The organism is Olsenella phocaeensis (genome assembly GCF_048189965.1).
Lineage (GTDB): Bacteria > Actinomycetota > Coriobacteriia > Coriobacteriales > Atopobiaceae > Olsenella_I > Olsenella_I phocaeensis.
Genome location: NZ_DBEZHV010000006.1, coordinates 1 through 23,681 on the forward strand (window position 1 = coordinate 1; position 23,681 = coordinate 23,681).

Sequence of the window (23,681 nt, forward strand, 5' to 3'; positions counted from 1 at the left end):
GCCCTTCTCCCTCTGCCCTTCTCCCTCTGCCCTTCTCCCACCCTTCCCCCGCGTTCTCGTTCTCTATGCAACTTGCTGAATCGATAGCCTTGCCAACTGGGCGTTTGCACGGCCGACTTCAGAGAACGGCATAGAGAACGACGGCGGAACGGCATAGAGAACGATGGTGGAATGCCGGCAGGGCGGCGGCGCAACGCCGGCGGGACGCCAGGGGGTCGATGACGGGGGAGAGGGGCGCCAGGGGAGCACGGGGGCTGCGTTCGCTCATAATGGGTGACGGGCACCGCGCGCGGGCGTACGGATGCGCCTGCGGCATCGTGCCGATCCTTGGGAGGGGGACCTCATGAAGATCAAGGCATACGTCGTGCACGAGGCCAACGGACCCTACCTGCTCGAGGACGTCGAGCTGGACGAGCCGAAGGCGGGCGAGGTCCTTGTCCGCAACGTCGCGACCGGCATCTGCCACACCGACGAGTTCGGCCGCAGCCAGGGCGTCCCCATCCCCCTTCCCCTCGTCCTCGGGCACGAGGGAGCCGGAATCGTCGAGCGCGTCGGGACCGGCGTCGAGGACCTCAAGCCCGGCGACCACGTGGGCATCACCTACGCCTTCGACAACAGCTGCGACGCCTGCAAGCACGGGGAGCCCTACTATTGCGAGAACTTCAACCCCATCAACTTCGGTGGCGTGGCGACGACCGACGGCACCACCCGCCTGCACCAGGACGGCAGGGACGTGAGCATGTTCTTCGGCCAGTCCTCCTTTGCCACCCACTCTGTGGCCGCTGCCGCGTCGGTGGCCAAGGTGGACGATGACATTGACCTGGGGCTCGTCGCACCCTTGGGGTGTGGCGTCCAGACGGGCGCCGGCGCGGTCATCAACGCCGGGCAGGCCGACCCCAGCTCGCAGGTCGCGGTCTTTGGCTGTGGCGCCGTAGGCATGAGCGCCATCATGGGAGCTGCCGTCGTGGACTGCAAGACCATCATCGCCGTGGGAGGCAATCCAAAGAGCCTCGAGCTCGCTCGCGAACTGGGAGCCACGCACACCATCAATCGTCGCGAGGTGGAGGACATCGCGGGAGAGATCCGTCGCATCACCGGTCGTGGCGCCGACATCAGCGTGGACACCTCCGGAAACGGCAACATGATGCTCAATGCCATCCGGGGCCTCAAGTTCCATGGCACCTTCCTGCCCGTGGCGGCCGCGGGCTCCCTCGAGCACTTCGAGGTCGGCGCTGACATCATGATGCCCATGCGCACCATGAGGGGTACCTGCGAGGGGGAGTCCAACCCCAAGCAGTTCATCCCCCAGATGGTCAAGTGGTACAAGGAGGGTCGCTTCCCGATCGACCGCATCCTCTCGTTCTACGACTTCAAGGACATAGACCAGGCCCTGCGGGACTCGCACGACGGCAAGATCATCAAGGCGGTGCTCAGAATCTCGTGGTCTTGCCACGAGGTCATGGCTCCAGGCCGTGATGCCGATAACGACGTGGGCTCGGGACTCGTCCGTTCGGGGGTTCCGGGCCCCTTCCTGTAATAGGGGGGCATGTGCGGCAGGCAGCCTGCTGTGGGACGGGTCCGCATGCGCGCCTGGGCGCAGAGATAGCAAAAGAGCCAGGACCTGAGTCCTGGCTCCGAGTCTACATGGTGGAGAATAGGGGGTTCGAACCCCTGACCTCGTGACTGCCAGTCACGCGCTCTCCCAACTGAGCTAATTCCCCGTTCGCGTTGGTGCAGTAGCTATATTAGCAAAGGGAAAAGGTCGGTCAAGGACTTTTTTGACAAATTTTGTTGAACCCCGAAAAAGCGTCTGGATGACAATCGCACCGATGGGCGCTCTGATGGCTGACGTGGCGGAGGCCGTGGTGGCGTTCGCCACGTCCCGGTGCCGCTCATGCAGGCCAACGCTACCGTCGACACATTTTTTCCTCTTCACAACACGAGGACACTACTATGTTTCATTAGTTGCCGGATTTTATGCACAGACGCAACAGTATGTCATGGCGATTGCTCGGTTGGTTGCCGTGGAGCAGGGGGATGAGGGGCGACATGCTCAGCGACGAGCTCATGAGACGGGTGCTCGACTGGGAGGCGAGGGAGCGCGACCCAGAGCTGCTGGGGGAACTACGCGCGCTTCTCGCGCCAGGCCATGAGGACGAGCTCTTCGATGCCTTCTATCGATACCTCTCCTTTGGCACCGCAGGTATTCGCGGCGTCATGGGCGTGGGGACCAACCGCATGAACGTGCACGTGGTCGCGCAGGCGATGCAGGGCCTCGCCGACTGGGTCAATGCCAACGCGGAGCCCGGGAAGCGTCCGCGCGTCGCCCTCTGCCGCGACACGCGCAACAACTCGGAGCGATTCGAGCGCGTCGCCGCAGAGGTCTTCGCCGCGAATGGCATCGAGGTACTCATGTACCCCAGGGTCGAGCCCGTGCCCACCCTCTCCTTTGCCATACCGCGCCTGGGCTGCTCCGCCGGAGTGATGGTCACCTCGAGCCACAACCCGCGCCAGTACAACGGCTGCAAGGTATTCGCGTCGGACGGCTGCCAGATCTCCGGCGAGGTCGCAGAGGAGGTCGCCACTGCCATAGGGAGGATTGACGTGCTGGACGGGTCCAGGAGGCTGCCCTTCGAGGACTGCCTTGCCCAGGGGCTCGTCAGCTGGATCGACGACTCGGTCCTCGACGACTTCCTAGCGTGCGTGCATGCGCTCCATGTCCCTGGCTCGATCGACCCGGCTCGTCCACCGAGGGTCGTCTACACCCCACTCAATGGCACTGGGCTCGAGTTGGTGAGACGCTCGCTCGCGAGTATCGGCGTGAGCGACGTGTCCGTCGTGCCCGAGCAGGTGGAACCCGATGGCGACTTCACGACCTGCCCCTATCCCAACCCGGAGTTCCGCGAGGCCCTGGAGCTCGCGCTCTCCCTTGCGGACGAGCTGCATCCCGACCTCGTCGTGGCGACCGACCCCGATGCGGACCGCCTGGGCAGCGCCGTCCTCCACGATGGCAGGTACGTCCTGCTCACGGGGGACGAGGTGGGCATCCTCCTCATGGACTGGATGGCACGGACGCGTGCGGAGGCGGGAGACGACCTCTCACGCAAGGTGGCCGTCTCGTCCATCGTGTCATCCGACATGTTGGACGACGTCGCGCGCGAGCACGGCTTCCAGCTGCGTCGCACGCTCACCGGCTTCAAGAACATCGGCGGCCAGATTGCCGTCCTCGAGCGGCAGGGCGGAGCCGAGCGCTGGCTCATGGGATACGAGGAGAGCTACGGATACCTGCCGGGCCCCTACGTGCGGGACAAGGACGGCGTTACGGCGCTCACCCTCCTCGTCGAGATGGCGGGCTGGTACGCCAAGAGGGGCCTCGACCTCGTCGAGGCCATGGACGTCCTGTACGAGCGGCACGGCTTCCACCTGAACCGCACGCTTAACCTCCAGTACCCCGGCGCCGAGGGGGCCACGCTCATGGCGTCCAAGATGCGGGCCCTACGCGAGGGCGCGCCTCGGGACATCGCCGGGCGCGGGGTGACCCGCACCGTCGACTACCTCCACCCCCAACCCCTTCCGCAGCTGGGAGGTCCGGGGGACGACCGATCGCAGACGCTGCCTGCGTCCGACGTCCTCGAATGGAGGCTCGACGACGGGTGCAAGGTCATGGTGAGGCCATCTGGGACCGAGCCGAAGCTCAAGTGCTATCTCTTCGGGATCGCTGGCAGCCGGGATGAGTCGACCCGAGCCCTCGACGAGCTCGAGGCGGCGACGCGCCAGCTCCTTGGCGCCTAGGGAAGGGGACGAGGTCATGGGAGACGAACTGCAGCCACGAGAGGGGCAGTGCCCACGGGGGCAGCCGCAGCCGCACGTGAGGTGCACGAGGAAGGACGCGGCCCGCTACGCGATCCTGCCCGGAGACTGGGCGCGCGTGGACCGCATGCGCGAGTTCCTCGACGACGTGCAGGACATTGCGTTCAACCGGGAGATGAAGAGCATCGTGGGCAGCTATCGGGGCGTACGCGTCATGTGCGTCTCGACTGGCATGGGCGGCGCCTCCACGGGGATAGCCGTCGAGGAGCTCCACAACGTCGGCGTCGAATGCATGATCCGCATCGGATCCTGCGGCGCCCTCCAGCCCGAGGTGGGCATGGGCGACCTCGTCGTGCTGAGCGGCGTGGTGCGCGACGACGGCGCCTCGAGGGCGTACGTGGGCGAGAACTACCCTGCCGTCCCCGACACCGATGTACTCATGGCTGAGGTACAGACGGCCCGCGAGCTTGGCCTCCCGTTCCACGTCGGGCTGGGGAGGAGCCACGACAGCTTCTACACCGACCGCGAGGAGGACATAGACCGCTACTGGCACGACCGTGGCGTGCTCGGAGCCGACATGGAGACCTCGGCGCTCTTCACCATCGGACGCCTGCGCAGGGTTCGGTGCGGCTCCATCCTGAACGTCGTCTCGCTCTACGGGGGCGACCTCGCGAGCGAGATCAACGCCTACACCGGCGCGGAGGACAAGGCGGCCCAAGGTGAGAGGAACGAGATTACGCTCGCGCTCGAGACGGTCGTGCGCCTCGAGCACTACCGCAAGGCGGGGGAGTAGCGGCCGCATCGGGCAATCGGCTCATTCGGAGGGGCGCCTCGCCCCGTCCGACAGAATCTGGCATACGAAAGGAGCAAGTTCCATGTCAAGCAAGAGAGAGGGAAGTCCCTGGTCGCTCAAGCTGAACACCGCGTCGCTCGTGCTCATCCCCGCGGCCATCGGCATCAATTACGTCGGAAAGCTCTTCGCGAGCATGCTCAAGCTGCCGCTGTGGCTCGACTCGATCGGCACCTGCCTTTCGGCCTGCATGGCCGGGCCCGTGGTGGGGGCGCTCTCGGGCTTCCTGACCAACGTGATCTATGGCCTCACTATGGACCCGATCTCTACAGTGTACGGGCTCACCCAGGCGGGCATCGGCATCGCCGTGGGCCTCATGGCCTGGTACGGTCACATGCGCAAGGCGCCCGGCATCCTCGTCGCCGGCCTCGTCGCCGGCCTCGTAGCGGTCTGCATCTCGACGCCGCTCAACATGGCCTTCTGGGGAGGCTCCACGGGCAACGTCTGGGGCGACGCGGCATTCGCAGCCATGGGCTCGCAGGGCTTCCTCGCCTCCGCCGTCGACGAGATCATCGTTGACCTGCCCGACAAGATCGTGGTGCTCTTCATCACCGCCGGCATCTACAAGGTGCTGCCCAAGAGCCTCATCTCGCTCTACCAGGCGAAGGACGAGTCCCTGGACTAACGCCTCCCGCTCCCCGGGAACCCCCGGGGAGCCCCCGTTCCCTTGGTTCCCAGCCGGGACCCCTATCGAAACCGTGACCATGAAAAGCATCAGCCTGTTCGAGGAGAAGCACTCCTTCCTCAATGGACTCTCGCCCGAGACGAAGCTTCTCTACGTGGTCGTCGCCATCGCATTTCCTGCCCTCGTGGGCGGGACGGTGCCACAGCTGGCGATCATGCTCCTGAGCATTGCGCTCCTGGCGGGCTCCAAGATCCTGACGAAGTCAAGGCCCATCATCGCGGTGTCGGGCTTCGTCCTCCTCACTGTCGTGATCGTCCAGACCTTCTTCCGCGGCGGCGCATACACCGAGCTCTTCCGCATCGGGCCCCTGGTGGCACGCCGGGAGGGATTCGACTACTCCCTGGGAATCGTCCTCAACGTCTTCAACATTATCTTCGCCTTCTGCGTTTTCGTGCTCGCCACGAAACCCTCCGACATGATGCAGTCCATGGTGAGACGGGGCATCTCGCCACGCCTGGGCTACGTCTTCGTCTCGCTCTTCCAGATAATCCCGCAGATGACGGAGCACACGTCGACCATCACGGACGCCCAGCGCAGCCGGGGCATGCAAACCGAGGGAAGCCTGGGGACGAGGGTGAGGGCGTTTCTCCCCCTCATCTCTCCCGTGATCATGAGCTCGTTCACCGACACGCGCGAGCGGTCCATCGCCCTCGAGGTGCGCGGCTTCAACTCGCACGAGCGCAAGACCTTCCTGGACGAGTTCGTACCAAGCTCTGCCGACCGTCCGGTGCGGATCGCCCTCCTGGCCCTCCTCACGCTCGGCGTCGCATTCTTCGTCCTGAGAATCGTGGGGGTGGTCTCGTGGCCCAGATAGAGGTGCGAAACCTGAAGTATCGCTACCCTGACGCGAAGAGACTCGCGCTGGACGATGTGAGCTGCCAGATAGAGCGCGGCGAGTTCGTGGGCGTCATCGGCAGAAACGGCGCGGGAAAGTCGACGTTCACGCAAGCGTTGCTCGGGCTGGTCCCCAACTTCTACCACGGCGCCTACGGAGGCTCCGTGACCATCGACGGCCAGAACGTGCGGGAGTCGAGCGTGGACGAGCTCTGCCGCAAGGTGGGCCTCGTGTTCCAGAACCCCTTCAACCAGGTGACGGGATCGAAGCTCACCGTGTACGAGGAGATCGCCTTCGGGCTCGAGAACTTCGGGGTTCCTCCCAAGGAGATGCGCCGCCGCATCGACGCGGCCATGGAGCTGCTGGACATCGCCCAGTACAAGGACCGTGCTCCCTTCGACCTCTCGGGTGGCCAGATGCAGCGCATGGCCCTTGCGGGGATCATCGTCATGGAACCCGAGGTCATCGTGATGGACGAGCCCACCTCACAGCTCGACCCCCAGGGATCTGAGGACGTGTTCCGCGCGGTGGACGTCCTGCGCGCCCAGGGCAAGACCATCGTCATGGTCGAGCACAAGATTGAGAAGATCGCGGCGTACAGCGACCGAGTGATGCTCTTGGACGAGGGCAGACTCGTGGCGATGGACACGCCCCGCGCCATCTTCTCGCGCGACGACCTCGCGGAGCACGGCGTCGTCGCGCCGACCTACACCCAGATCTGCCGGCAGCTCGGCGTGCGTTTCGCAGACGGGCTCTACCCGGTCACGCTCGAGGAGACGCGCAGCCTGCTTGGTGCGGGCGGAAGGGGCGGTGAGGTCCGATGAGCAAGATCGACGTTAGGGACCTGCACTTCTCCTATGCCAAGGGTCCCGAGGTCCTGAAGGGCCTCGACTTCTCGCTCGACGGGCGCTCCTGCGCCCTGGTGGGTCAGAACGGCGCCGGGAAGACGACCTTCGTGAAGCTCCTGAAGGGCCTGCTCAGGCCTAGCTCGGGGAGCATACTGCTTGACGGCCGCGACATCGCCGGATCCTCCGTCCCGGAGCTCGCGCGCCACGTCGGCCTTGTCTTCCAGAATCCTAACGACCAGATTTTCAAGAACAACGTGCTGGACGAGGTCATGTTCGGGCCGTTCCAGATCGGCATGGGCGAGGGCGAGGCGCGGGCCTCAGCGCTCGCCGCCCTCGAGCTGGTCGGGCTATCTGGCCACGAGGCTGTGAACCCCTACGACTTGGGGCTCTCGGATCGCAAGATGGTGTCCATCGCGGCCATCCTCGCCATGGACACCGACGTGGTCATCTTCGACGAGCCGACCATCGCGCAGGACCATGACGGCAAGGAGCGTCTCGCCCGAATCGTGCGGGACCTGTCGTGCCAGGGGAAGGTCGTCATATCGATCCTCCACGACATGGACTTCGTGGCGCAGACCTTCGAGCGCGTCATCGCCATGGCGCACGGCGAGGTCCTCCTCGACGCGGACCCACGCTCCGTGTTCTCGCAGCGGGACGTCCTCGAGCGCGCGCGGCTGGAGCAGCCCACCACGGCGCAGCTCTGCCATGCCTTGGGCTACGAGGAGCTGTTCCTCTCGCCACAGGAATTCGTTGACTTCTACAGATCCCAGCACGGGTCCCACGCCTAGAGGAGACGCGCGACGGGGGAGAGGTCGCTGCGTCTGGGTCATGCGCGCCATGCCCGATGGCGCGCGAACAACAGGAGGCCCCTCCATGGCTTGGTTGCCTTGGAGGGGTCTCGTCTTGCCTGTCCGGACACCAGGGCGTCAGGGACGTTTGACTTGCGGGCTGGGGACCTAGTCGCGGTCGCGTCCCTTGCCGTAGCCGCCGCGGCGGTCGTCCCGGCCCCCGCGGTCGAAGCCCCCGCGCCCTCCGCGCTCGTCGCGGCCGTGGCCGTAGCCGCCCTTGCGGTCGGAGCTCTGATAGCCGTAGCCTCGGCTCGTGTTCTGGGGGCCGAAGCCCTTGGGCCCGCGGCTGGGGCGCTCGTCCCTGCTGCCGCGTTCGTCTCGCCCGCGTCCAAAGCCGCCGCAGCGGTCGTCGTGGCGCTCGCGGTCGAAGCCCCCACGCCCCCCGCGCTCGTCGCGGCCGTGGCCGTAGCCGCCCCGACGCTCGTCGCGCCCTCCGCGCTCGAAGCCGCCACGACCATAGCCGCCGCGCCCTCCGCGCTCGTCTCGCCCGCGCCCAAAGCCGCCACGGCGGTCGTCGTGGCGCTCGCGCCTGGCGTTGGGGTCGAAGCCCAATGCACGGAGCTTCTCCTCCAAGGAGGCGATCACGGTGTCAACGTGGGCTTCGAACTGGGCGCGCTCCTCGGCGGAGAGGCAGGAGAAGACGTCCTCGTCGGGGTCCATGTCGTCCTCGGCGGGGGCGGCGGACGCGCCCTCCTCGGTCAGGCGCACCATGGTGACGCGCCCGTCCTCCTCGGACTTGGCACGGGTGACGAAGCCCTTCTCCTCCAGCTTGGCGAGCAGCTCCGAGAGCGACTGCTGGCGCATGTCGAGCAGGAACGAGAGCTCCTTCTGGCTGGTCTCGGGCTTGGCCTTGAGCAGCGCGAGCACGCGTCCCTGGCCGCGCAGCGGGTCGCCGAAGCCGCCGTGGGCCTCGGTCTGGAGCTTGGTGTAGCGATAGAGCAGGTTGCCCATGCGTCCGGCCTTGTGGGCGAGCGAGATCTCCTCGTGGGCCTTGGGGCTCGTGGCCTCGGCCTTCTCGCCCGCGACCTCCTCGGTCTGGTCTGCCTGGGTCTGGGTGTCGTTCTCTTCGGTCATGCGAATCCCTCCGTCGGCGCCTGGCGTCCCGCACGGTCCTTCCGTGCGTCTTTCGAATGTCAGGTACCTGTGTAACTGTCTACGACGATAGCAGTGCGGAGTTGGATTGCGACGCTCGGCCTCGTTGGGAGGCGCATCTACACCGCTCCTCCACATAAGACAGGTACCTGTGTAATTTGTTTGCTTTCCTGTGGATGCGACGACCGCCGGAGCCGCGCGCCCCTTGATTCACCACCCTCGTCCCACCTCCCCCTTGCGAGTGCACAAACTTAAAGCACTCAATTGCGCACTCGACAGCCGCGCCACGATGTCTGTGCAGGAAGGAGAGAGAAACCGTCTCACGAGTGCGCAAGTTGAAACCTTCAGCTTGTACACTCGAGCGAAAAGGGGGAAGAGGGGAGAGGGTCCTCCTACGACGAGGAAGGGGAGCTTTTCATGGCAGACGAGGTGAAGGACACGAGCGTGCAGGACACGAGCGTGAAGGACACGAGCGTGAAGGACACGAGCGTGAAGGACACGAGCGTGCAGGACGATCCGGTGGCACTCTTCGGGCTCAGTATCGCCCACGTGGGCGTGAACGCGGCTACGGACGAGGAGGCGGAGCAGATCGCGGGCCTCTTCCAGACCCTCATGGGGCTGCCGCGCAACGTCCAGGCCCCCATCTCGCTCTTCTCGGGCAGCCTGGTCGAGATAATGCGCCCCCAGGCCCCGCGCGGGGAGAAGGGCCACATCGGCTTCCATGTCGACGACCTGCCTGCGGCGGAGCGCTGGTTCGAGGCGCGCGGGTTCAGGCTTAACCAGGCGTCGCGCGTGCTCAGGCCTGATGGCAGCACCCAGCTGATCTACTTCGAGCGGCAGATCGCGGGCTTCGCCATCCACCTCTGCTCGTAGGCGCGGCACTCGCGGCGTCATCGCGCCTGACATACGTGTTGTTCGCCGTCGAGCTGCGCTGCGCGTGCGGGGCTGCGCATGAGTCGAACGAGCACGTCGAACGCGTGCATAAAATCCACGAATACGTCGAACGCGTCTGAAGCGTTCGCGTTTGCCCAGTTGCCGGCCACGCCAAAGACGCGTCGGACGCTTTCGGCGAATCTTGGCGCGCGTCAGACGCTATCAAGAAGAATACGCGCGTATCGGGCGTTGTCGAGACGAGCCTCCGAGCGCGTCGGACGCAGTGGGCGAACCAGGGCACGCATTGGACGTAGTGGGCGCGCCTGGCCTGCAGTCGTCGGCGAGCCATTCTGTTCCTGCGATGTGCGCGTCGGCAGGAGACGTCGCCCCCGTCGGGCCATCTCGTATACTGGGAGGTCACGTGTAGGCGGGCATCCGGAGGAACGCGCTTGATCGCACTCGCTGACAAGATCTCGAAGTCATTCGGCGGCCGGGTCCTGTACTCGGCCGCTACGCTGCAGCTCAATGCCGGCGAGCGTTGGGGCCTGGTGGGTCCCAACGGCGCCGGGAAGACCACGCTGCTCAAGATAATCATGGGCCAGGAGTCCGCCGACGAGGGCACGGTGAGCTTCGCGCGCGACTGCAGCATCGGCTACCTGGAGCAGGAGACCCATCTGGCGGGCGAGAAGAGCGCCCTCGCCGAGGTCGTCGACTCCGCCCACGAGCTCAAGGAGCTCGAGCGCCGCATATCCCAGATGGAGCACCAGATCTCGTCCATGCCCACCGGGCCCGAGCAGGACGGCCTCCTCGAGCGCTACGGCGCGGCGCAGGACCGCTTCGAGCGGCTGGGCGGCTACGAGCTCGAGGCGCGCGCCCGGCAGATCCTGGGCGGCCTGGGGTTTCCCATCGAGGACTTCGACAAGCCTTCGCGCGACTTCTCGGGCGGCTGGCAGATGCGCATCGCCCTCTCAAAGCTCCTCCTCCGCCATCCCGACCTCCTGCTCCTGGACGAGCCCACCAACCACCTCGACCTCGAGAGCGTCAAGTGGCTTGAGTCCTTCCTGAGCTCCTATGACGGCGCCGTGCTCCTGGTGAGCCACGACCGTGCCTTCATGGACTCCTGCGTGAGCCACGTCGCCGCGCTCGAGAACAAGCGCCTGGTCACCTACGTGGGCAACTACTCCGGCTACCTGCGCCAGCGCGAGGACAACCTGGAGCAGCTCCGCGCCAAGCGCGCCGCCCAGGAGCGCGACATCAACCACATGCAGGTCTTCGTGGACAAGTTCCGCTACAAGCCCACCAAGGCCAAGCAGGTCCAGGAGCGCATCCGGCGCATCGAGCAGATCCAGTCCGAGCTCGTGGTGCTGCCCGAGTCGTCGAAGAAGGTCCGCTTCCGCTTCCCGGAGCCCCCGCGCACGGGCGACATGGTGATCAGCCTCGAGGGCGTGGCGAAGAGCTACGGGGAGAACCACGTCTACGAGGGCGTCGACCTCAAGCTCTACCGCGGCGACCATGCGGTCCTCGTGGGCCCCAACGGTGCGGGCAAGTCCACGCTCATGAAGATCGTCAACGGCCACGAGGAGCCCAGTCGTGGCACGGTCGAGCTGGGGCAGAACGTGACCCAGACCTACTACGCCCAGCACCAGCTCGAGACCCTGCACGAGGGCCTGACCGTCATGCAGGAGATGGACGAGGCTGCCCCCGGCTGGACGAGCTCGGAGGAGCGCCGGCTCCTGGGCGCCTTCCTCTTCCATGGCGACGACGTGGACAAGCGCGTCGGCGTGCTCTCGGGCGGGGAGCGGGCGCGCCTCGCGCTGGCCAGGATGCTCGTCTCGCCGGACCCCCTGCTCTGCCTGGACGAGCCCACCAACCACCTGGACATCGACTCGGTGGACGTGCTCGAGCAGGCGCTCGTCGACTTCCCGGGCACCATCATGCTCATCAGCCACGACGAGCACCTCGTGCGCGCCGTGGCGAACAAGGTCATCGAGGTGCGCGACCACAAGGTGACCCTCTATGACGGGGACTACGACTACTACCTCTTCAAGCGCGCCGAGCTCGAGGCCCGGGAGGCCGAGGCGTCCGGACAGCAGGCGCCACAGCCCACCCGTGCGACGGCGAGCCAGGAGGAGCCCGTGACCCAGGGCCGTAACGTGAAGACCAAGGAGCAGCGCCGCGCGGAGGCGGAGGCGCGCAACGCCGCGAACCGCGCCCTCAAGGGCGAGAGGTGCCGCCTGAGGCAGGTCGAGTCCGCCCTCGAGCCCGCGCGCAAGCGCTATGCGGAGCTGATGGAGCTCATGGCCTCGGAGGAGCTCTATGCCGACGCAGACCGCTTCGACACGTGCATGGCGGAGTACAACGCGCTCTCGAAGAAGATCCCCTCGCTCGAGGAGGAGTGGCTCGAGCTCACGGAGAAGATAGAGGAGGCCCTCAATGCCTAGCGACGTCCCGGGTGGTGGCTGGGAGGGGCGCACGGCGGCCTCTCCCCGGCAGGAGTTTTCACAGGCGGGCGCCCACGTGCCTTCCGACGCCTACGTGGCGGCCGACGAGCCGCGCCCCTGGCAGGCGGCGGAGCCTGCGACCAGGCGCCTTGACCGTTCCGCGCGTCAGGCAGGCGAGAGTCCCGAGCGCACGCTGCTGAGGCCTGCGGCCCAGGTGCCGCGTGCACAGCCGGCCCCGGTGCAGAGGCCCTACGTGCCAGCGCCTCGTGCCGCGGTGCCGAGCCCTCGCCGCGAGGCCTTCTCGCCCGAGCCCGCCCGCCGCCATGGGGGCTTCCTGTCCTCGCTGGGAGGGCTCCTCGCCCGTCTCGCCCTGTGGCTCCTCGCCCTCGCCTGCAGGCTCGCGGCGCTTGGCCTCTCGGCCCTCGTGGTCGCGGACGCCGTGGTCGTGGGATCGCACCGCGTCCAGCTCCTCGAGCTCACGGCACGCGTCTCGCAGCTCCTGCCCCGTGCCCTCTCGGGCGCCCTGCTCTTCGAGACGCCGCTCGGCGGGGTCCTGAGGCTCGACTTCGCCATCGCGGCCCTCGCGCTCTTCGTGCTCGACTGGCTCCTGTCCCGGGCATCTCGGCGCTAGGGGGGCGGACGTGGACCTCAGCCTCATGAGCGTCGTCGGGACGCTCGTCAGCGTCGGCGTGGCCATCCTCTCGCTCGTCCTGCACGAGCTCGCCCACGCCTGGGCCGCCCTCATGCTGGGCGACCCCACGGCGAAGGAGCAGGGACGGCTCACCCTCAACCCCGCGGCGCACCTCGACCCCTTCGGGTCGGTCCTCCTGCCCGTCCTCATGGCGCTCGCCCAGGGGCCGGTCTTCGGCTACGCCCGTCCCGTGCCCTTCGACCCGCGCCGCCTGCGTCATCCCGCCCGTGACGAGGCGTTGGTCGCCCTAGCGGGCCCGGCCTGCAACCTCCTCCAGGCAGTCGTGGCCGGCCTCGCCTTCCAGGCCCTCGCGGGCTTCTGGGACGGAGGGTACGGCCTGGCGTACTGGCTGTTGCGCGTCACCTCGTCCTGGTGCTACGTCAACTGCTCCCTTGCCTTCTTCAACCTCATCCCCCTGCCGCCCCTCGACGGCTCCAAGCTCCTCTCGCCCTTCCTCAGGGGAGAGGGACGCCGCATATACCAGCAGGTGCAGGCCTACTCCATGCCCATCCTGCTCGTCGTCCTCTACGTCCTGCCGGGCCTGCTGGGCTTCGACCCCCTGAGCTCCTACCTCAGGGCCACCGCCATCCGCCTCGCCGGCCACCTCCTGGGGGCCTAGCATGTCGTACCGCGTGAGGACCCAGGCCTACTCGGGGCCCTTCGACCTGCTCCTCCAGCTCGTGAGCAGGCAGAAGGTGGCCATCGGCTCCATATCCATCGCCGAGGTGGCCGACCAGTACCTCGAGGAGGTCCGCTCCATGGGGGAGCTGGACCTGGACGTGGCGAGTGACTTCGTTCTCGTGGCGTCGACCCTCCTCGACATGAAGGCCGCGTCTCTGGTGCCCGACCACTCCGTGCCGTCGCGGCGAGACGACGATGCGGACGACGACGAGTTCGCGGACCTCTCGCCCGAGGAGGTGCGCGAGGTCCTCATCGCCCGGCTCATCGCCTACAAGCAGTTCAGGAACGCTGGCATGGCCCTGGGGAGCCGCATGGAGGCGGAGGGCCTCATGCTCGCGCGCACGGCCGGCCCCGACCCGGAGTTCATGGGCCTCATGCCCGACTACCTCAAGGGCATCACCCTGCGCTCGCTCGCCGTGATCTGCGCCGACCTCGACAGCAGGCGCGAGGGCTTCTTGCTCGAGGCGGAGCACGTCGCCCCCAAGCGCCTGCCCATCGCCCTCACCGTGGCATCGGTCGACCGCCTCACCCGCGCCCGTCCGCTCGTGACCTTCTCCGAGCTCGTGGACGGTGACTGGAGGCCCGAGGCGGTCGTCGCGACCTTCCTGGCCATCCTCGAGCTCAGCAAGCGCGGCGCCGTGACGCTCAGCCAGTCGCGGACCTTCGGGGAGATCGACGTGGCACGCGTGGAGGGCGCACCGGCCTTCGAGCTGGACGAGTCCGAACTGACCAGCATTGAGGAGGAACTCCAATGAGCGAGCTCGAACGACTTTCCACCGGCTCCCTCAGGGGCCAGCTCGAGGCGCTGCTCCTTGTCTCGACCGACGCCGTCCCGGCGACCGACCTCGCGAAGGCGCTGGGGGTCGCCCCGGGCGAGGCGGCGTCCGCCCTCGCTGAGCTCGCGGCGGAGTACTCCGACGCCAACCGCGGCTTCCAGCTGCGCGAGGTCGCGGGTGGCTGGAGGCTCTTCACCCACCCCGCCTATCACGAGCAGGTGGAGGGCTACGTGCTCTCGTGGGACATGCGTCGTCTCTCGCAGGCGGCCCTCGAGACCCTCGCCGTGATCGCGTACCACCAGCCCGTCACGCGCGAGGGCGTGAAGGCCGTGCGCGGCGTCAACTCGGACGGCGTCATCGGCTCCCTCAAGGAGAAGGGCCTCGTCCGCGAGGTGGGGCACGAGTCGGGTCGCTCCGGCGCCCTCCTCTACGGCACGACCCGCCGCTTCCTGGAGCAGTTCGGCCTCAGGTCCCTGCGCGACCTGCCGCCGCTCGAGGACTTCGCGCCCGACGAGGAGTCGCGCCAGTTCATCCGTGAGCGCCTGAGCGGCCGGGCCATCTCGTCCACCCTGGAGGAGGCCTCGGAGGACATGGAGCAGGAGCGGGAGCTCCTGGGTGACGGCTACGACGGGGACGCCCCGGAGGTCCTCGTTGCCCTCGCGGACGGGGGAGAGGCCCCCCTCGCCCAGGTCGGCGGCGTGGCCGCCGCGACGGTCGTCCCGAGCGGCGAGGCGGAAGCCGCGGGCACAGTGGTCGGGGAGGCGTCCTGTGATGTCGAATAGGGGTGAGGGGGACGCGCGCGCCAAGCGGGCCTTTCCCGAGGGCGCGCCGCACACCATGCGCCTGCAGCGCTTCCTCGCCCGTGCGGGCGTCGCGAGTCGGCGCGGCTCCGAGGACCTCATGTGCGCCGGGCGCGTGAGCGTGAACGGCCAGGTGGTGAGCGAGCTGGGCAGCAAGGTCGACGTCGACGCGGACGAGGTGCGCGTGGACGGCCGCCTCGTGCGCCTGGCCGACGGGCACGCCTACGTCATGCTCTACAAGCCCGCGGGCTACCTCACCACCATGAGGGACCCCCAGGGCCGTCCCTGCGTGGCGAGTCTCGTGCCCACGGACCGCCATCCCGGCCTCTTCCCGGTGGGCCGGCTCGACGGTGACACCACGGGCCTCCTGCTCTTCACCACCAACGGCGACGTGGCGAACGGCATGCTCCACCCCTCCCGCCACGTCTGGAAGCACTACGTCGCCTTGGTCCGAGGCGTCCCGGGCAAAGACGCCCTCCGGGCCCTGCGCGAGGGCGTCGAGCTGCGGGGTGGCGCCGCGGCACCCGCGGAGGCGCGGCTGCTGCGCGCAGGCGACCCGCACACCCTGCCCGTGGCGCCCGAGGGCGTTCCCTATGGGACGAGCGTCGTCTCGCTCAGGATCCACGAGGGTCGCAAGCACCAGGTCAAGCGCATGCTCAAGGCCGTGGGGCACGAGGTGCTGCGCCTGCACCGCGACGAGTTCGGGCCCCTCGCCCTCACGGGCCTCATGCCCGGCCAGTGGAGGCCCCTCGACGCCCGCGAGCGCGCGGCGGTCGAGGCCCTGGCCACGGGGGAGGTGCCCTCGCATGCCAGGGGATAGGCAGCGCATCCTCCTGATGCGACACCCCGAGACCACGGCGAACCTCGCCGGCACGCTCTCGGGCAGGAGCGACGTGGACCTGAGCCCGGAGGGGGAGCGCCAGATGGCGCGCGCCGTCGAGGCGCTGGTGGCCTGGGAGCCCGACCGCGTCTGGTCGTCGCCCCTCTCGCGCTGCCTCGCCATCGCGCGCGAGGCGGCCTGGAGGCTCGGCGTGCCGCTCGAGGTCAGGCAGGAGCTGGCCGAGATCGAGTTCGGTCCCGCGCAGGGCCTCACGGTGGGTGAGCTCAGGGCCATGGGGTACGATTTCCCCTGGGCCCTGGGTCCCGACGGACGCTCGCGGGCGCCCGAGGGGGCAGAGCGCTTCGAGGAGCTCTTCGCGCGCGCCCACGGCCTGCTCGAGGCGCTGAGGCCTCTCGGGGGCCGCACGGCCTGCGTCACCCACGGGGGGCTCACCAGGGCGGTCCTGGCCTCGGCACTCCAGATTCCGCTCACGAGCTTCTGGAGGCTGCGCCTGCCCAACGTGAGCTCGCAGGTCCTCGCCTGCGACGGCACGAGCTACACCCTCGTCGCCATCGGGCTCGCACCCGAGGAGGTGCGGCGCAGGGCGGAGGATCCCTCCCTCCTGGGCAGGGACACGACCGAGAACATCGCGGAAGGTAGTGTGAAGTGATCGTTGCAATCGACGGGCCTGCCGGCTCCGGAAAGTCAACCATAGCGAGGGCGCTCGCGCGCGAGCGGGGCCTCACCTACCTCGACACCGGTGCCATGTACCGCTGCGCCACGCTGCGCTGCCTGCAGAGGGGGGTCGACCTGGCGGACCGCGAGGCCGTGGCGAGGGTCGCCGAGGCCTGCGGCATCGGCTTCGGCACGGCCGAGGACGGCTCCCAGACGGTCTTCGAGTCCGGCGAGGACGTCAGCGCCCAGATCCGCTCCGCCGAGGTGGACCACAACGTGTCAGCGGTGGCGGCCGTCCCCGCCGTGCGTGCCGCCATGGTGGCGCGCCAGCGGGAGCTGGGGCGTTCCAGCAACGTCGTGGCCGAGGGCCGCGACATCGGCACCGTGGTGTTTCCCCAGGCCGACGTGAAGGTCTTCCTCACCGCCGACCCCGCGGCCCGCGCCCACCGCAGGGCGGTCCAGCGCGCCGGCGGCAACAGCACCACCGACGCCTCGGCGCAGGCGGACGGCGAGGAGGAGCGCAAGATCCTGGAGGACATCGTCCGTCGCGACCGCCTCGACTCCTCCCGCGAGGAGTCCCCCCTGAGGCCCGCCGAGGACGCCGTGCACATCGACTCGTCGAGACTGAGCGTGGAGGAGGAGGTCGCGCTGATCTCGGCCCTCATGGACCGGGTCGCCTCGGGTGAGAGGGACTCCGGCGACGACGTCCCGGCGGCGTCCCAGGCGGTCTCCGGAGGCGAGGCGGGGACGGTCGGCGTGCCCGCCGCCGAGCCGGGCGAGGGCAGGATGCGCGCCTTCGCGGGAAACTCCTTCGACGACTACTACGACCACCGCATGGCGGACTTCCCGCTTCCGGCGCGAGCGCTTCTCGCCCTCGCGGTCTGCCTGGTCGGGGCCCTCACCAAGCTCGTCTGGCCCTGGAGGATGGTGGACGGCCGCAAGCTCTGGGACGAGAGGCGCGGGCGCGTCATAGTCATGAACCACGTCTCCATGCTCGACCCGATCCCCGTCGTGGTCTCGCTCTGGGCCCACGGCCAGCGCGTGCGTCCCGTCTACAAGAGCGAGTTCGACGGCAACAGGTTCGTGACCTGGCTCTTCTCGCGCATCGGCGGCATCCCCGTGGTGAGGGGCACGGCCGACATGAGCTTCGTGCGCCGCTGCGTCCGCTCGCTCAGGAGGGGTGAGTGCATCCTCATCTTCCCGGAGGGGACGCGCGTCAGGTCGCAGGACCAGCCCGTCGAGCTCCACGCGGGCTTCGCCCTGGTGGCCCAGCTCGCCAAGGCGCCCGTGCAGCCCCTCTCCATCGTTGGCGCCCTCAACATCACGCCCGAGGGCACGCACTGGAAGAGGCCGGGCAGGGTCTGGTGCAAGGTCGGAGACTGCCTCGAGTTCGGCGACCTGGGCGTGAGGGGCCGCAAGGCCCAGGCGAAGGCGATGGAGTCCCTGGCGATGGATCGCGTCTATGCCATGCGCGACGAGCTCCGTCGGGAGCACCCGGGCAAGCTGTAGGGGAGAAGAGATGCCAAAGATCCTGGTCGCCGACGAGGCGGGCGCCTGCTACGGCGTGAACCGCGCGCTCCAGATGGTGAGGGACGCGACCCGCGACGCCAGGGGTCCCATCCACACCCTGGGCCCCCTCATCCACAACCCCAGCGTGGTGGGCGAGCTCGAGAGCCGCGGCGTCGGCGTCGTCGCCTCCGCGGCGGACGCGCCCGGCGGCACGCTGGTGCTGCGCACGCACGGCGTCACCCCCGAGGAGGAGGACGCCGCCCGCGCCTCCCACGACGAGGTCCTGGACGCCACCTGTCCCTTCGTCATCCGGGCGCACAACGCCGCGGAGAGGCTCGCAAGAGAGGGCTACCAGGTCCTCATCCTGGGCGAGGAGGGGCATCCCGAGGTCGAGGGGACCTTGGGGCACGCCCCCCAGGCGCTCATCGTGGGCGGACCCGAGGACCTCGAGGGCGTCAGGCTCGCGCGGCGCGTGGGACTCGTGGTGCAGACCACCCAGTCGCGCTCCCGCCTGCGCGCGCTCGTGGGGGCCCTCATAGGCAGGGTGGACGAGCTGCGTGTCGTCGACACCATCTGCGAGGCCACGACCCTGCGCCAGGCATCCGCGGCGAAGCTCGCCGCCCAGGCGGACGCCATGGTGGTCGTGGGCGGCCGCATGTCCGCCAACACCCGCAGGCTCGTCCAGATCTGCGAGGCCTCCTGCCCGCGCACGCACCACATCGAGGGCGCGTCCGAGCTCGAGGCGCCCTGGTTCGACGGGGCCGAGCTCATCGGCGTGACCGCCGGCGCCTCCACGCCCCAGTCCCAGATCGACGAGGTCGTCGAGCGTATCGGCGAGCTCGTGGGGGAGGGCTGATGGAGGCGGGAGAGGGCAGGCTCAAGCGTGCGGACTACGCCTCCACCCGACCGCAGGCGGACGGGGCTTGGATCCAGGCCGTCGAGGACGGGAGCCCCGCCTGGGAGGCAGGCCTCGAGCCGGGCATGCGCGTGGACGCCATCAACGGGCACCCCCTGCGCGACCTCATCGACTGGCGCTGGGAGGGGGCTGACGCCTACTGCGAGCTCGAGGTCTTCGACCCCGACGACGGCCAGTCCTACTCCTGCGAGCTCGAGCGCGAGCCCGGGCAGGACTGGGGCGTCGAGTTCACCGACGTGCTCTTCGACGGCATCCGCACCTGCGTCAACGCCTGCCAGTTCTGCTTCATGAGGATGCTCCCCGAGGACGCGCGCGCGTCCCTCTCGCTCAGGGATGACGACTACCGGCTGTCGTTCCTCCAGGGCAACTTCGTTACGCTCACCAACGTGGGGGACGACGACCTGGAGCGCATCGTCCGGTGCCGCCTCGAGCCCATGAACGTCTCGATCCATGCCATATCGCCCGAGGTCAGGAGGTCGCTCATCGGCCCGCGCGCCATGAGGGGCGTTGAGGTGCTGGAGCGGCTCTGCGAGGCGGGGCTCGAGGTGCACGGGCAGATCGTGCTCTGTGCCGGCATCAACGACGGCGACGAGCTCAGGCGGACCCTCGACTGGGTGGAGGAGAGGCCCAACATCAGCTCCATGGCGCTCGTCCCCATGGGCTACACCAAGTACTCCAAGCAGTTCTCGGAGTCCTTCTCGGAGGACGTCGAGGCGTCGCGGGCCGTGGTGAGGCTCATCGAGCCCTACCAGGAGCGGGCCAGGCGGGAGCTGGGGCGCACCCGCTTCCAGCTCTCGGACGAGTTCTACGTGGACGCCGAGCTGCCCGTCCCGCCGGCCGAGACATACGACGGCTACCCGCAGTTCTATGACGGCATCGGCATGCTGAGGAGCTTCCTGGACGAGGCGGACGAGCTCTGCCGCACGCAGGGCGGGCTCCTCAGTGGCCTGAGGTCGCGCCTCGAGGAGCGGGGCATGCGCGCGCTCGTCGTCTGCGGCGAGGCTGCGGAGCCCACCATCTCGAGCTTCTTCGAGCGGTGGTCGGCGGGTCGCGCCGGCTGCGTCGCGATTCGCAACGACTACTACGGCGGGGACGTCAACGTGACCGGGCTCATCGTGTCCTGCGACCTGCTCGCGCAGCTGCCCCAGGACCTCTCGTCGACGGTGGTCGTGCTGCCTGAGGTCATGTTCAACTTCGACAAGGTCACCCTGGACGGGGACAGCCAGGCACACATCCTGGACGAGATCCGCTCCCGCGGGGGGCTCCCGCTGGTGAGCCAGTCCTCGCCCGGAACTATGGTCGCAGCCCTCGCCGGGACTTTCGGGCTCTAGGGCCTCGTCGGGCGAGGGCCACGTGCCTCGACGCCTCACGGCAGGGGAGGGGCGCCCCTGCCGTGGCTTTGCTGTGCGCGGACCCCGCCGCCCGGGGCTCCCAGGGCGCGCATGCTAGACTTTTTCCAGGAATCTGCAGCAGGAACAGCAAGGAGCATCATGTCCAAGCCCATAGTCGCCGTGGTCGGCAGGCCCAACGTGGGGAAGTCGACCCTCGTCAACCGCCTGGCGGTGAACCGCGACGCCATAGTCCACGAGTCGCGCGGCGTGACCCGCGACCGCTCGTACCACACGACCGACTGGAACGGCCGCGAGTTCGTCCTCATCGACACCGGCGGCATCGAGTCCGCCAAGAGCAAGGACGTCTTCGCCCCGCGCATCCGCGAGCAGGCGCTCGCCGCCTGCGACGAGGCGGACGCCATCATCTTCGTGGTGGACGGCACCGTCGGCGTGACCGACGAGGACGAGGAGGTCGCCCGCGTGGTCAGGAAGTCGGGCAAGCCGGTCTTCCTGGTGGTCAACAAGATCGACGACCCCGCCCGCGAGCTCGAGTCCTGGAACTACTACTCCCTGGGCGTGGGGGAGCCGCGTCCCATCTCGGCCGGGCACGGCCACGGCACGGGAGACCTCCTCGACGAGGTCGTCGCCGTGCTCCCGGACGAGGAGGACGAGGAGGGGCCGGCGGACGACGCCCTCAACGTGGCCATCATCGGCCGTCCCAACGTGGGCAAGTCCTCGCTCGCGAACCGTCTGACCAAGAGGAACCGCTCCATCGTCTCGGACGTCGCGGGCACCACGCGCGATGCCATCGACAGCATCATCGAGTGGAAGGGCACGCGCATCCGCCTCGTCGACACCGCGGGCATGCGCAAGAAGAACCTGGTGCACGAGGACGTCGAGTACTACAGCCTGGTCCGCGGCCTCGAGGCCATGGACCGCGCCGACGTCTGCATCCTGGTGGTGGACGCCTCGGTGGGCGTCACCGAGCAGGACCAGAAGCTCGTGGGCATGGCGGTGGACCGCGGCTGCGCCCTCGTGGTGGCCCTCAACAAGTGGGACCTCGTCACCACCGAGAAGCAGCGCGACGACGTGGCGGCCACCCTCGCCCAGCGCCTCTCGTTCGCCCCCTGGGCGCCCTCGGTCAACATGAGCGCCCTCACCGGGCGCGCCACCGACAAGATCCTCGAGGCTGCGGTCAAGGCGGCGGCGAACCATGCCTGCCAGCTCAAGACCTCGCAGCTCAACGCCCTCCTCACCCAGATCCGCGAGGGCGGGCACACCGTCACCGACAAGGGCCGCCGCCTCAAGGTCCACTATGGCGTGCAGACCGGCCAGAGGCCTCCCGTGCTCACCTTCTGGTGCAACGCGCCGGACCTCGTGGACGACAACTACGAGCGCTTCATGGAGAACCGCCTGCGCCAGGCCTTCGACCTCACAGGAACCCCCGTCAGGCTCAAGTTCCGCCTGAGGGAGGAGGGGCGCAGATGAGCCCGCTCGCCCTGGCGACCGCCGCCTGCATGCTCGCGTCCTTCCTCGTCTGTGGCATACCCTTCGGCCTGCTCATCGCCAAGGGCTCGCGCGAGCACGTGGACGTGCGCACGGTGGGCTCGGGCAACATCGGCATGACCAACGTCGCGCGCTCCGCGGGTGCCGCTGCGGCGGCGCTCACCCTCGCCTGCGACGCGGGCAAGGGCATGGCGTGCATGCTCCTCTCGCACCTCGCGCTCTCCGATTTCGTGTTTGGGGGAGACTGGGCCGCCGCGGGCGTGGAAACCCCCTTCGGCTGGGCCCTCGCCCTGGTCTACCTCAGCTGCGTCATGGGACACGTCTTCTCCCCCTACCTGGGCTTCAGGGGAGGCAAGGGCATATCGGTCGGCTTCGGCGCGGCCCTGGGGCTCCACTGGCCCCTGGCGCTCGCCATCCTCGCCGTGTTCTTCGTCCTCGCCATACCCTCGCGCTACGTCTCGCTTGGCTCCGTCGCCGCCGCTGCCGCCCTTCCCGTGGTGGGGGCCCTCATGGGCTTCGGACCCTGGGTGGAGCTGCCCTTGGCCGTCACCGCGGTCGTCGTCATCTGGTCGCACCGCACCAACCTGAGGAAGCTCGCCAGGGGAGAGGAGCGTCGCTTCAGCGTGCATCGCGGCTCGTCCGACAAGCGCGACGAGGAGGGGGAGTCGCGATGAGCGGGAGGGTCGCCGTCATCGGCACGGGGTCCTGGGGCACGGCGGCGGCCGGCCTCGTTGCGGGGCATGCGGACGAGGTCTGCATGCTCGCCCGCTCCGATGAGGTGGCCCGCTCCATCAGCGAGCTCCACCGCAACCCGCGCCACCTCAGCTCCTACGAGCTGCCCGCGAACGTCCGTGCCACCACGAACGCCGCAGAGGCGCTCGCCGGGGCGGGCCAGGTCCTCGTGGCGGTGCCCTCCTCCTTCCTGAGGGCCACCCTCGCGTCCTGTGCGGCCGCGGTCCCCGACCCCGCCGGGCTCCTGGTGCTCACCAAGGGCATCGAGCCGGGCAGCCACCTGCTCATGACCGAGGTCGTGGCCCAGGAGCTGGGGCATCCCCGCCGCATCGCCGCGCTCTCGGGCCCCAACCACGCCGAGGAGATCTCGCGCGGGATGGTGTCCGCCGGCGTCGTCGCGGCGGAGGACGAGACCCTCGCCCGCGACTTCCAGCGGCTCCTCCACTCGACCAGCTTCAGGGCCTACCGCTCCCGGGACGTGCGGGGCGTCGAGGTCTGCGCCGCCGTCAAGAACGTCATCGCCATCGCGTGCGGGGTCTGCGCCGGCCTGGGCATGGGCGACAATGCGCTCGCCGTCCTCATGACCCGCGGCCTCGCCGAGGTGGGGCGCATAGTGAGCGCCCTGGGTGGCGACACCCTCACCTGCATGGGGCTCGCCGGCATGGGCGACCTCGTCGCCACCTGCACCTCGCGCCACTCGCGCAACCGCAGCTTCGGCGAGGCGTTCGCCGCGGGCGAGACGCTCGAGTCGTACGAGGGCCGTACCCGCATGGTGGTCGAGGGTGCCCGCGCGGCGGTGAGCGTCTGGGAGCTTGCGTGCGAGATGGGCATAGAGACCCCCGTGACCCATGCCGTACACGCTATCCTGTACGAGGGAGTCAGACTCGAGGAGGCGGCCGGGCTCCTCTTGGACCGCGGGCCCAACGAGGAGTTCTACGGTCTCCGCACAAACGAATAGGGGA

The 23,681-nt window shown here is 68.6% G+C and carries 22 protein-coding genes and 1 tRNA gene; 21 read left to right on the plus strand and 2 right to left on the minus strand.

All coding sequences use genetic code 11. From position 1 onward, the window contains the following. The first annotated feature begins 343 nt into the window (after positions 1-343). Positions 344-1,537 carry an NAD(P)-dependent alcohol dehydrogenase gene (locus ACMPH2_RS02075; protein WP_417118493.1) on the plus strand — a complete coding sequence of 398 codons (1,194 nt, stop codon included), beginning with the start codon at positions 344-346 and terminating at the stop codon, positions 1,535-1,537. Positions 1,538-1,645: 108 nt separating this feature from the next. Here the strand turns inward: ACMPH2_RS02075 and ACMPH2_RS02080 are convergent. Next, positions 1,646-1,721 (minus strand) — tRNA-Ala (locus ACMPH2_RS02080). A gap of 316 nt (positions 1,722-2,037) precedes the next feature. Here ACMPH2_RS02080 and ACMPH2_RS02085 point away from each other — a divergent pair. The 6 genes from ACMPH2_RS02085 to ACMPH2_RS02110 all read left to right on the plus strand — a co-directional run bounded on the left by ACMPH2_RS02085 (position 2,038) and on the right by ACMPH2_RS02110 (position 7,816). Then, the gene (locus ACMPH2_RS02085; protein WP_314638382.1) at positions 2,038-3,792 is read left to right on the plus strand and encodes a phospho-sugar mutase; all 1,755 of its coding nucleotides are present in this window, start codon (positions 2,038-2,040) and stop codon (positions 3,790-3,792) included. 16 nt (positions 3,793-3,808) lie between these two features. Further along, positions 3,809-4,603 carry a nucleoside phosphorylase gene (locus ACMPH2_RS02090; RefSeq protein ID WP_062530279.1) on the plus strand — a complete coding sequence of 265 codons (795 nt, stop codon included), beginning with the start codon at positions 3,809-3,811 and terminating at the stop codon, positions 4,601-4,603. Between the two features lie 82 nt (positions 4,604-4,685). Beyond that, positions 4,686-5,285, plus strand: coding sequence for an ECF transporter S component (locus ACMPH2_RS02095; protein ID WP_009279368.1), 600 nt, complete (start codon positions 4,686-4,688; stop codon positions 5,283-5,285). Positions 5,286-5,364: 79 nt separating this feature from the next. Beyond that, positions 5,365-6,159: an energy-coupling factor transporter transmembrane component T family protein gene (locus ACMPH2_RS02100; protein ID WP_062530281.1), complete on the plus strand. Its 795-nt coding sequence runs from the start codon at positions 5,365-5,367 to the stop codon at positions 6,157-6,159. After that, complete coding sequence (locus tag ACMPH2_RS02105; RefSeq protein WP_417118494.1) at positions 6,147-7,004, plus strand: energy-coupling factor ABC transporter ATP-binding protein; 858 nt, start codon at positions 6,147-6,149, stop codon at positions 7,002-7,004. The genes ACMPH2_RS02100 and ACMPH2_RS02105 overlap by 13 nt, the downstream gene beginning before the upstream one ends. Continuing rightward, the gene (locus ACMPH2_RS02110; protein ID WP_417118495.1) at positions 7,001-7,816 is read left to right on the plus strand and encodes an energy-coupling factor ABC transporter ATP-binding protein; all 816 of its coding nucleotides are present in this window, start codon (positions 7,001-7,003) and stop codon (positions 7,814-7,816) included. Before ACMPH2_RS02105 ends, ACMPH2_RS02110 begins: the two co-directional genes overlap by 4 nt. Before the next feature lie 168 nt (positions 7,817-7,984). On the opposite strand, the gene ACMPH2_RS02115 is transcribed toward ACMPH2_RS02110, so the two are convergent. Continuing rightward, on the minus strand, positions 7,985-8,950 hold the full coding sequence (locus tag ACMPH2_RS02115) for a MarR family winged helix-turn-helix transcriptional regulator (RefSeq protein WP_062530287.1): 966 nt from the start codon (positions 8,948-8,950) through the stop codon (positions 7,985-7,987). Positions 8,951-9,385: 435 nt separating this feature from the next. On the opposite strand from ACMPH2_RS02115, the gene ACMPH2_RS02120 reads away from it, so the two are divergent. From ACMPH2_RS02120 to ACMPH2_RS02185, 14 genes are all read left to right on the plus strand, one after another. After that, positions 9,386-9,841, plus strand: coding sequence for a VOC family protein (locus tag ACMPH2_RS02120; protein WP_417118496.1), 456 nt, complete (start codon positions 9,386-9,388; stop codon positions 9,839-9,841). 449 nt (positions 9,842-10,290) lie between these two features. Further along, positions 10,291-12,282, plus strand: a complete 1,992-nt coding sequence (locus tag ACMPH2_RS02125; RefSeq protein ID WP_062530293.1) for an ABC-F family ATP-binding cassette domain-containing protein — start codon at positions 10,291-10,293, stop codon at positions 12,280-12,282. Then, positions 12,275-12,913: a flagellar biosynthesis protein FlhF gene (locus ACMPH2_RS02130; protein ID WP_062530295.1), complete on the plus strand. Its 639-nt coding sequence runs from the start codon at positions 12,275-12,277 to the stop codon at positions 12,911-12,913. Before ACMPH2_RS02125 ends, ACMPH2_RS02130 begins: the two co-directional genes overlap by 8 nt. A gap of 10 nt (positions 12,914-12,923) precedes the next feature. Beyond that, positions 12,924-13,592, plus strand: coding sequence for a site-2 protease family protein (locus tag ACMPH2_RS02135; protein WP_231782241.1), 669 nt, complete (start codon positions 12,924-12,926; stop codon positions 13,590-13,592). A gap of 1 nt (position 13,593) precedes the next feature. After that, positions 13,594-14,409 carry a segregation and condensation protein A gene (locus ACMPH2_RS02140; protein ID WP_062530297.1) on the plus strand — a complete coding sequence of 272 codons (816 nt, stop codon included), beginning with the start codon at positions 13,594-13,596 and terminating at the stop codon, positions 14,407-14,409. Beyond that, positions 14,406-15,212, plus strand: a complete 807-nt coding sequence (gene scpB, locus ACMPH2_RS02145; RefSeq protein ID WP_062530299.1) for an SMC-Scp complex subunit ScpB — start codon at positions 14,406-14,408, stop codon at positions 15,210-15,212. Before ACMPH2_RS02140 ends, scpB begins: the two co-directional genes overlap by 4 nt. A gap of 55 nt (positions 15,213-15,267) precedes the next feature. After that, entirely contained in the window at positions 15,268-16,050 is a 783-nt protein-coding gene (locus ACMPH2_RS02150) for a pseudouridine synthase (protein ID WP_417118617.1), read from the plus strand. After that, positions 16,037-16,720 (plus strand): histidine phosphatase family protein, encoded by a 684-nt coding sequence (locus ACMPH2_RS02155; protein WP_417118497.1) that lies wholly within the window; start codon positions 16,037-16,039, stop codon positions 16,718-16,720. Before ACMPH2_RS02150 ends, ACMPH2_RS02155 begins: the two co-directional genes overlap by 14 nt. Then, positions 16,717-18,234, plus strand: coding sequence for a (d)CMP kinase (gene cmk, locus ACMPH2_RS02160; RefSeq protein WP_417118498.1), 1,518 nt, complete (start codon positions 16,717-16,719; stop codon positions 18,232-18,234). The genes ACMPH2_RS02155 and cmk overlap by 4 nt, the downstream gene beginning before the upstream one ends. 10 nt (positions 18,235-18,244) lie before the next feature. Beyond that, positions 18,245-19,090, plus strand: coding sequence for a 4-hydroxy-3-methylbut-2-enyl diphosphate reductase (gene ispH / locus ACMPH2_RS02165; RefSeq protein WP_417118499.1), 846 nt, complete (start codon positions 18,245-18,247; stop codon positions 19,088-19,090). Further along, on the plus strand, positions 19,090-20,481 hold the full coding sequence (locus ACMPH2_RS02170; RefSeq protein WP_417118500.1) for a DUF512 domain-containing protein: 1,392 nt from the start codon (positions 19,090-19,092) through the stop codon (positions 20,479-20,481). The genes ispH and ACMPH2_RS02170 overlap by 1 nt, the downstream gene beginning before the upstream one ends. Before the next feature lie 159 nt (positions 20,482-20,640). Continuing rightward, positions 20,641-21,969, plus strand: coding sequence for a ribosome biogenesis GTPase Der (gene der / locus ACMPH2_RS02175; protein WP_417118501.1), 1,329 nt, complete (start codon positions 20,641-20,643; stop codon positions 21,967-21,969). Then, a complete protein-coding gene (locus ACMPH2_RS02180) occupies positions 21,966-22,661 on the plus strand; it encodes a glycerol-3-phosphate acyltransferase (protein ID WP_062530314.1) in 696 nt (231 codons plus the stop codon). The genes der and ACMPH2_RS02180 overlap by 4 nt, the downstream gene beginning before the upstream one ends. Then, on the plus strand, positions 22,658-23,677 hold the full coding sequence (locus tag ACMPH2_RS02185; RefSeq protein WP_072499892.1) for an NAD(P)H-dependent glycerol-3-phosphate dehydrogenase: 1,020 nt from the start codon (positions 22,658-22,660) through the stop codon (positions 23,675-23,677). The genes ACMPH2_RS02180 and ACMPH2_RS02185 overlap by 4 nt, the downstream gene beginning before the upstream one ends. The last annotated feature ends 4 nt before the right edge of the window (positions 23,678-23,681 follow it).

Excerpts from the sequence above, each read along its gene's own strand:
- der (WP_417118501.1), top strand. The coding sequence starts at position 20,641 with ATGTCCAAGCCCATAGTCGCCGTGGTCGGCAGGCCCAACGTGGGGAAG.
- ACMPH2_RS02185 (WP_072499892.1), top strand. The coding sequence starts at position 22,658 with ATGAGCGGGAGGGTCGCCGTCATCGGCACGGGGTCCTGGGGCACGGCG.
- ACMPH2_RS02095 (WP_009279368.1), top strand. The coding sequence starts at position 4,686 with ATGTCAAGCAAGAGAGAGGGAAGTCCCTGGTCGCTCAAGCTGAACACC.
- ACMPH2_RS02100 (WP_062530281.1), top strand. The coding sequence starts at position 5,365 with ATGAAAAGCATCAGCCTGTTCGAGGAGAAGCACTCCTTCCTCAATGGA.
- ACMPH2_RS02085 (WP_314638382.1), top strand. The coding sequence starts at position 2,038 with ATGAGGGGCGACATGCTCAGCGACGAGCTCATGAGACGGGTGCTCGAC.
- ACMPH2_RS02130 (WP_062530295.1), top strand. The coding sequence starts at position 12,275 with ATGCCTAGCGACGTCCCGGGTGGTGGCTGGGAGGGGCGCACGGCGGCC.
- ACMPH2_RS02110 (WP_417118495.1), top strand. The coding sequence starts at position 7,001 with ATGAGCAAGATCGACGTTAGGGACCTGCACTTCTCCTATGCCAAGGGT.
- ACMPH2_RS02075 (WP_417118493.1), top strand. The coding sequence starts at position 344 with ATGAAGATCAAGGCATACGTCGTGCACGAGGCCAACGGACCCTACCTG.
- ACMPH2_RS02150 (WP_417118617.1), top strand. The coding sequence starts at position 15,268 with ATGCGCCTGCAGCGCTTCCTCGCCCGTGCGGGCGTCGCGAGTCGGCGC.
- ACMPH2_RS02140 (WP_062530297.1), top strand. The coding sequence starts at position 13,594 with ATGTCGTACCGCGTGAGGACCCAGGCCTACTCGGGGCCCTTCGACCTG.
- scpB (WP_062530299.1), top strand. The coding sequence starts at position 14,406 with ATGAGCGAGCTCGAACGACTTTCCACCGGCTCCCTCAGGGGCCAGCTC.
- ACMPH2_RS02155 (WP_417118497.1), top strand. The coding sequence starts at position 16,037 with ATGCCAGGGGATAGGCAGCGCATCCTCCTGATGCGACACCCCGAGACC.
- ACMPH2_RS02115 (WP_062530287.1), bottom strand. The coding sequence starts at position 8,950 with ATGACCGAAGAGAACGACACCCAGACCCAGGCAGACCAGACCGAGGAG.
- ispH (WP_417118499.1), top strand. The coding sequence starts at position 18,245 with ATGCCAAAGATCCTGGTCGCCGACGAGGCGGGCGCCTGCTACGGCGTG.
- ACMPH2_RS02170 (WP_417118500.1), top strand. The coding sequence starts at position 19,090 with ATGGAGGCGGGAGAGGGCAGGCTCAAGCGTGCGGACTACGCCTCCACC.
- ACMPH2_RS02180 (WP_062530314.1), top strand. The coding sequence starts at position 21,966 with ATGAGCCCGCTCGCCCTGGCGACCGCCGCCTGCATGCTCGCGTCCTTC.
- ACMPH2_RS02120 (WP_417118496.1), top strand. The coding sequence starts at position 9,386 with ATGGCAGACGAGGTGAAGGACACGAGCGTGCAGGACACGAGCGTGAAG.
- ACMPH2_RS02090 (WP_062530279.1), top strand. The coding sequence starts at position 3,809 with ATGGGAGACGAACTGCAGCCACGAGAGGGGCAGTGCCCACGGGGGCAG.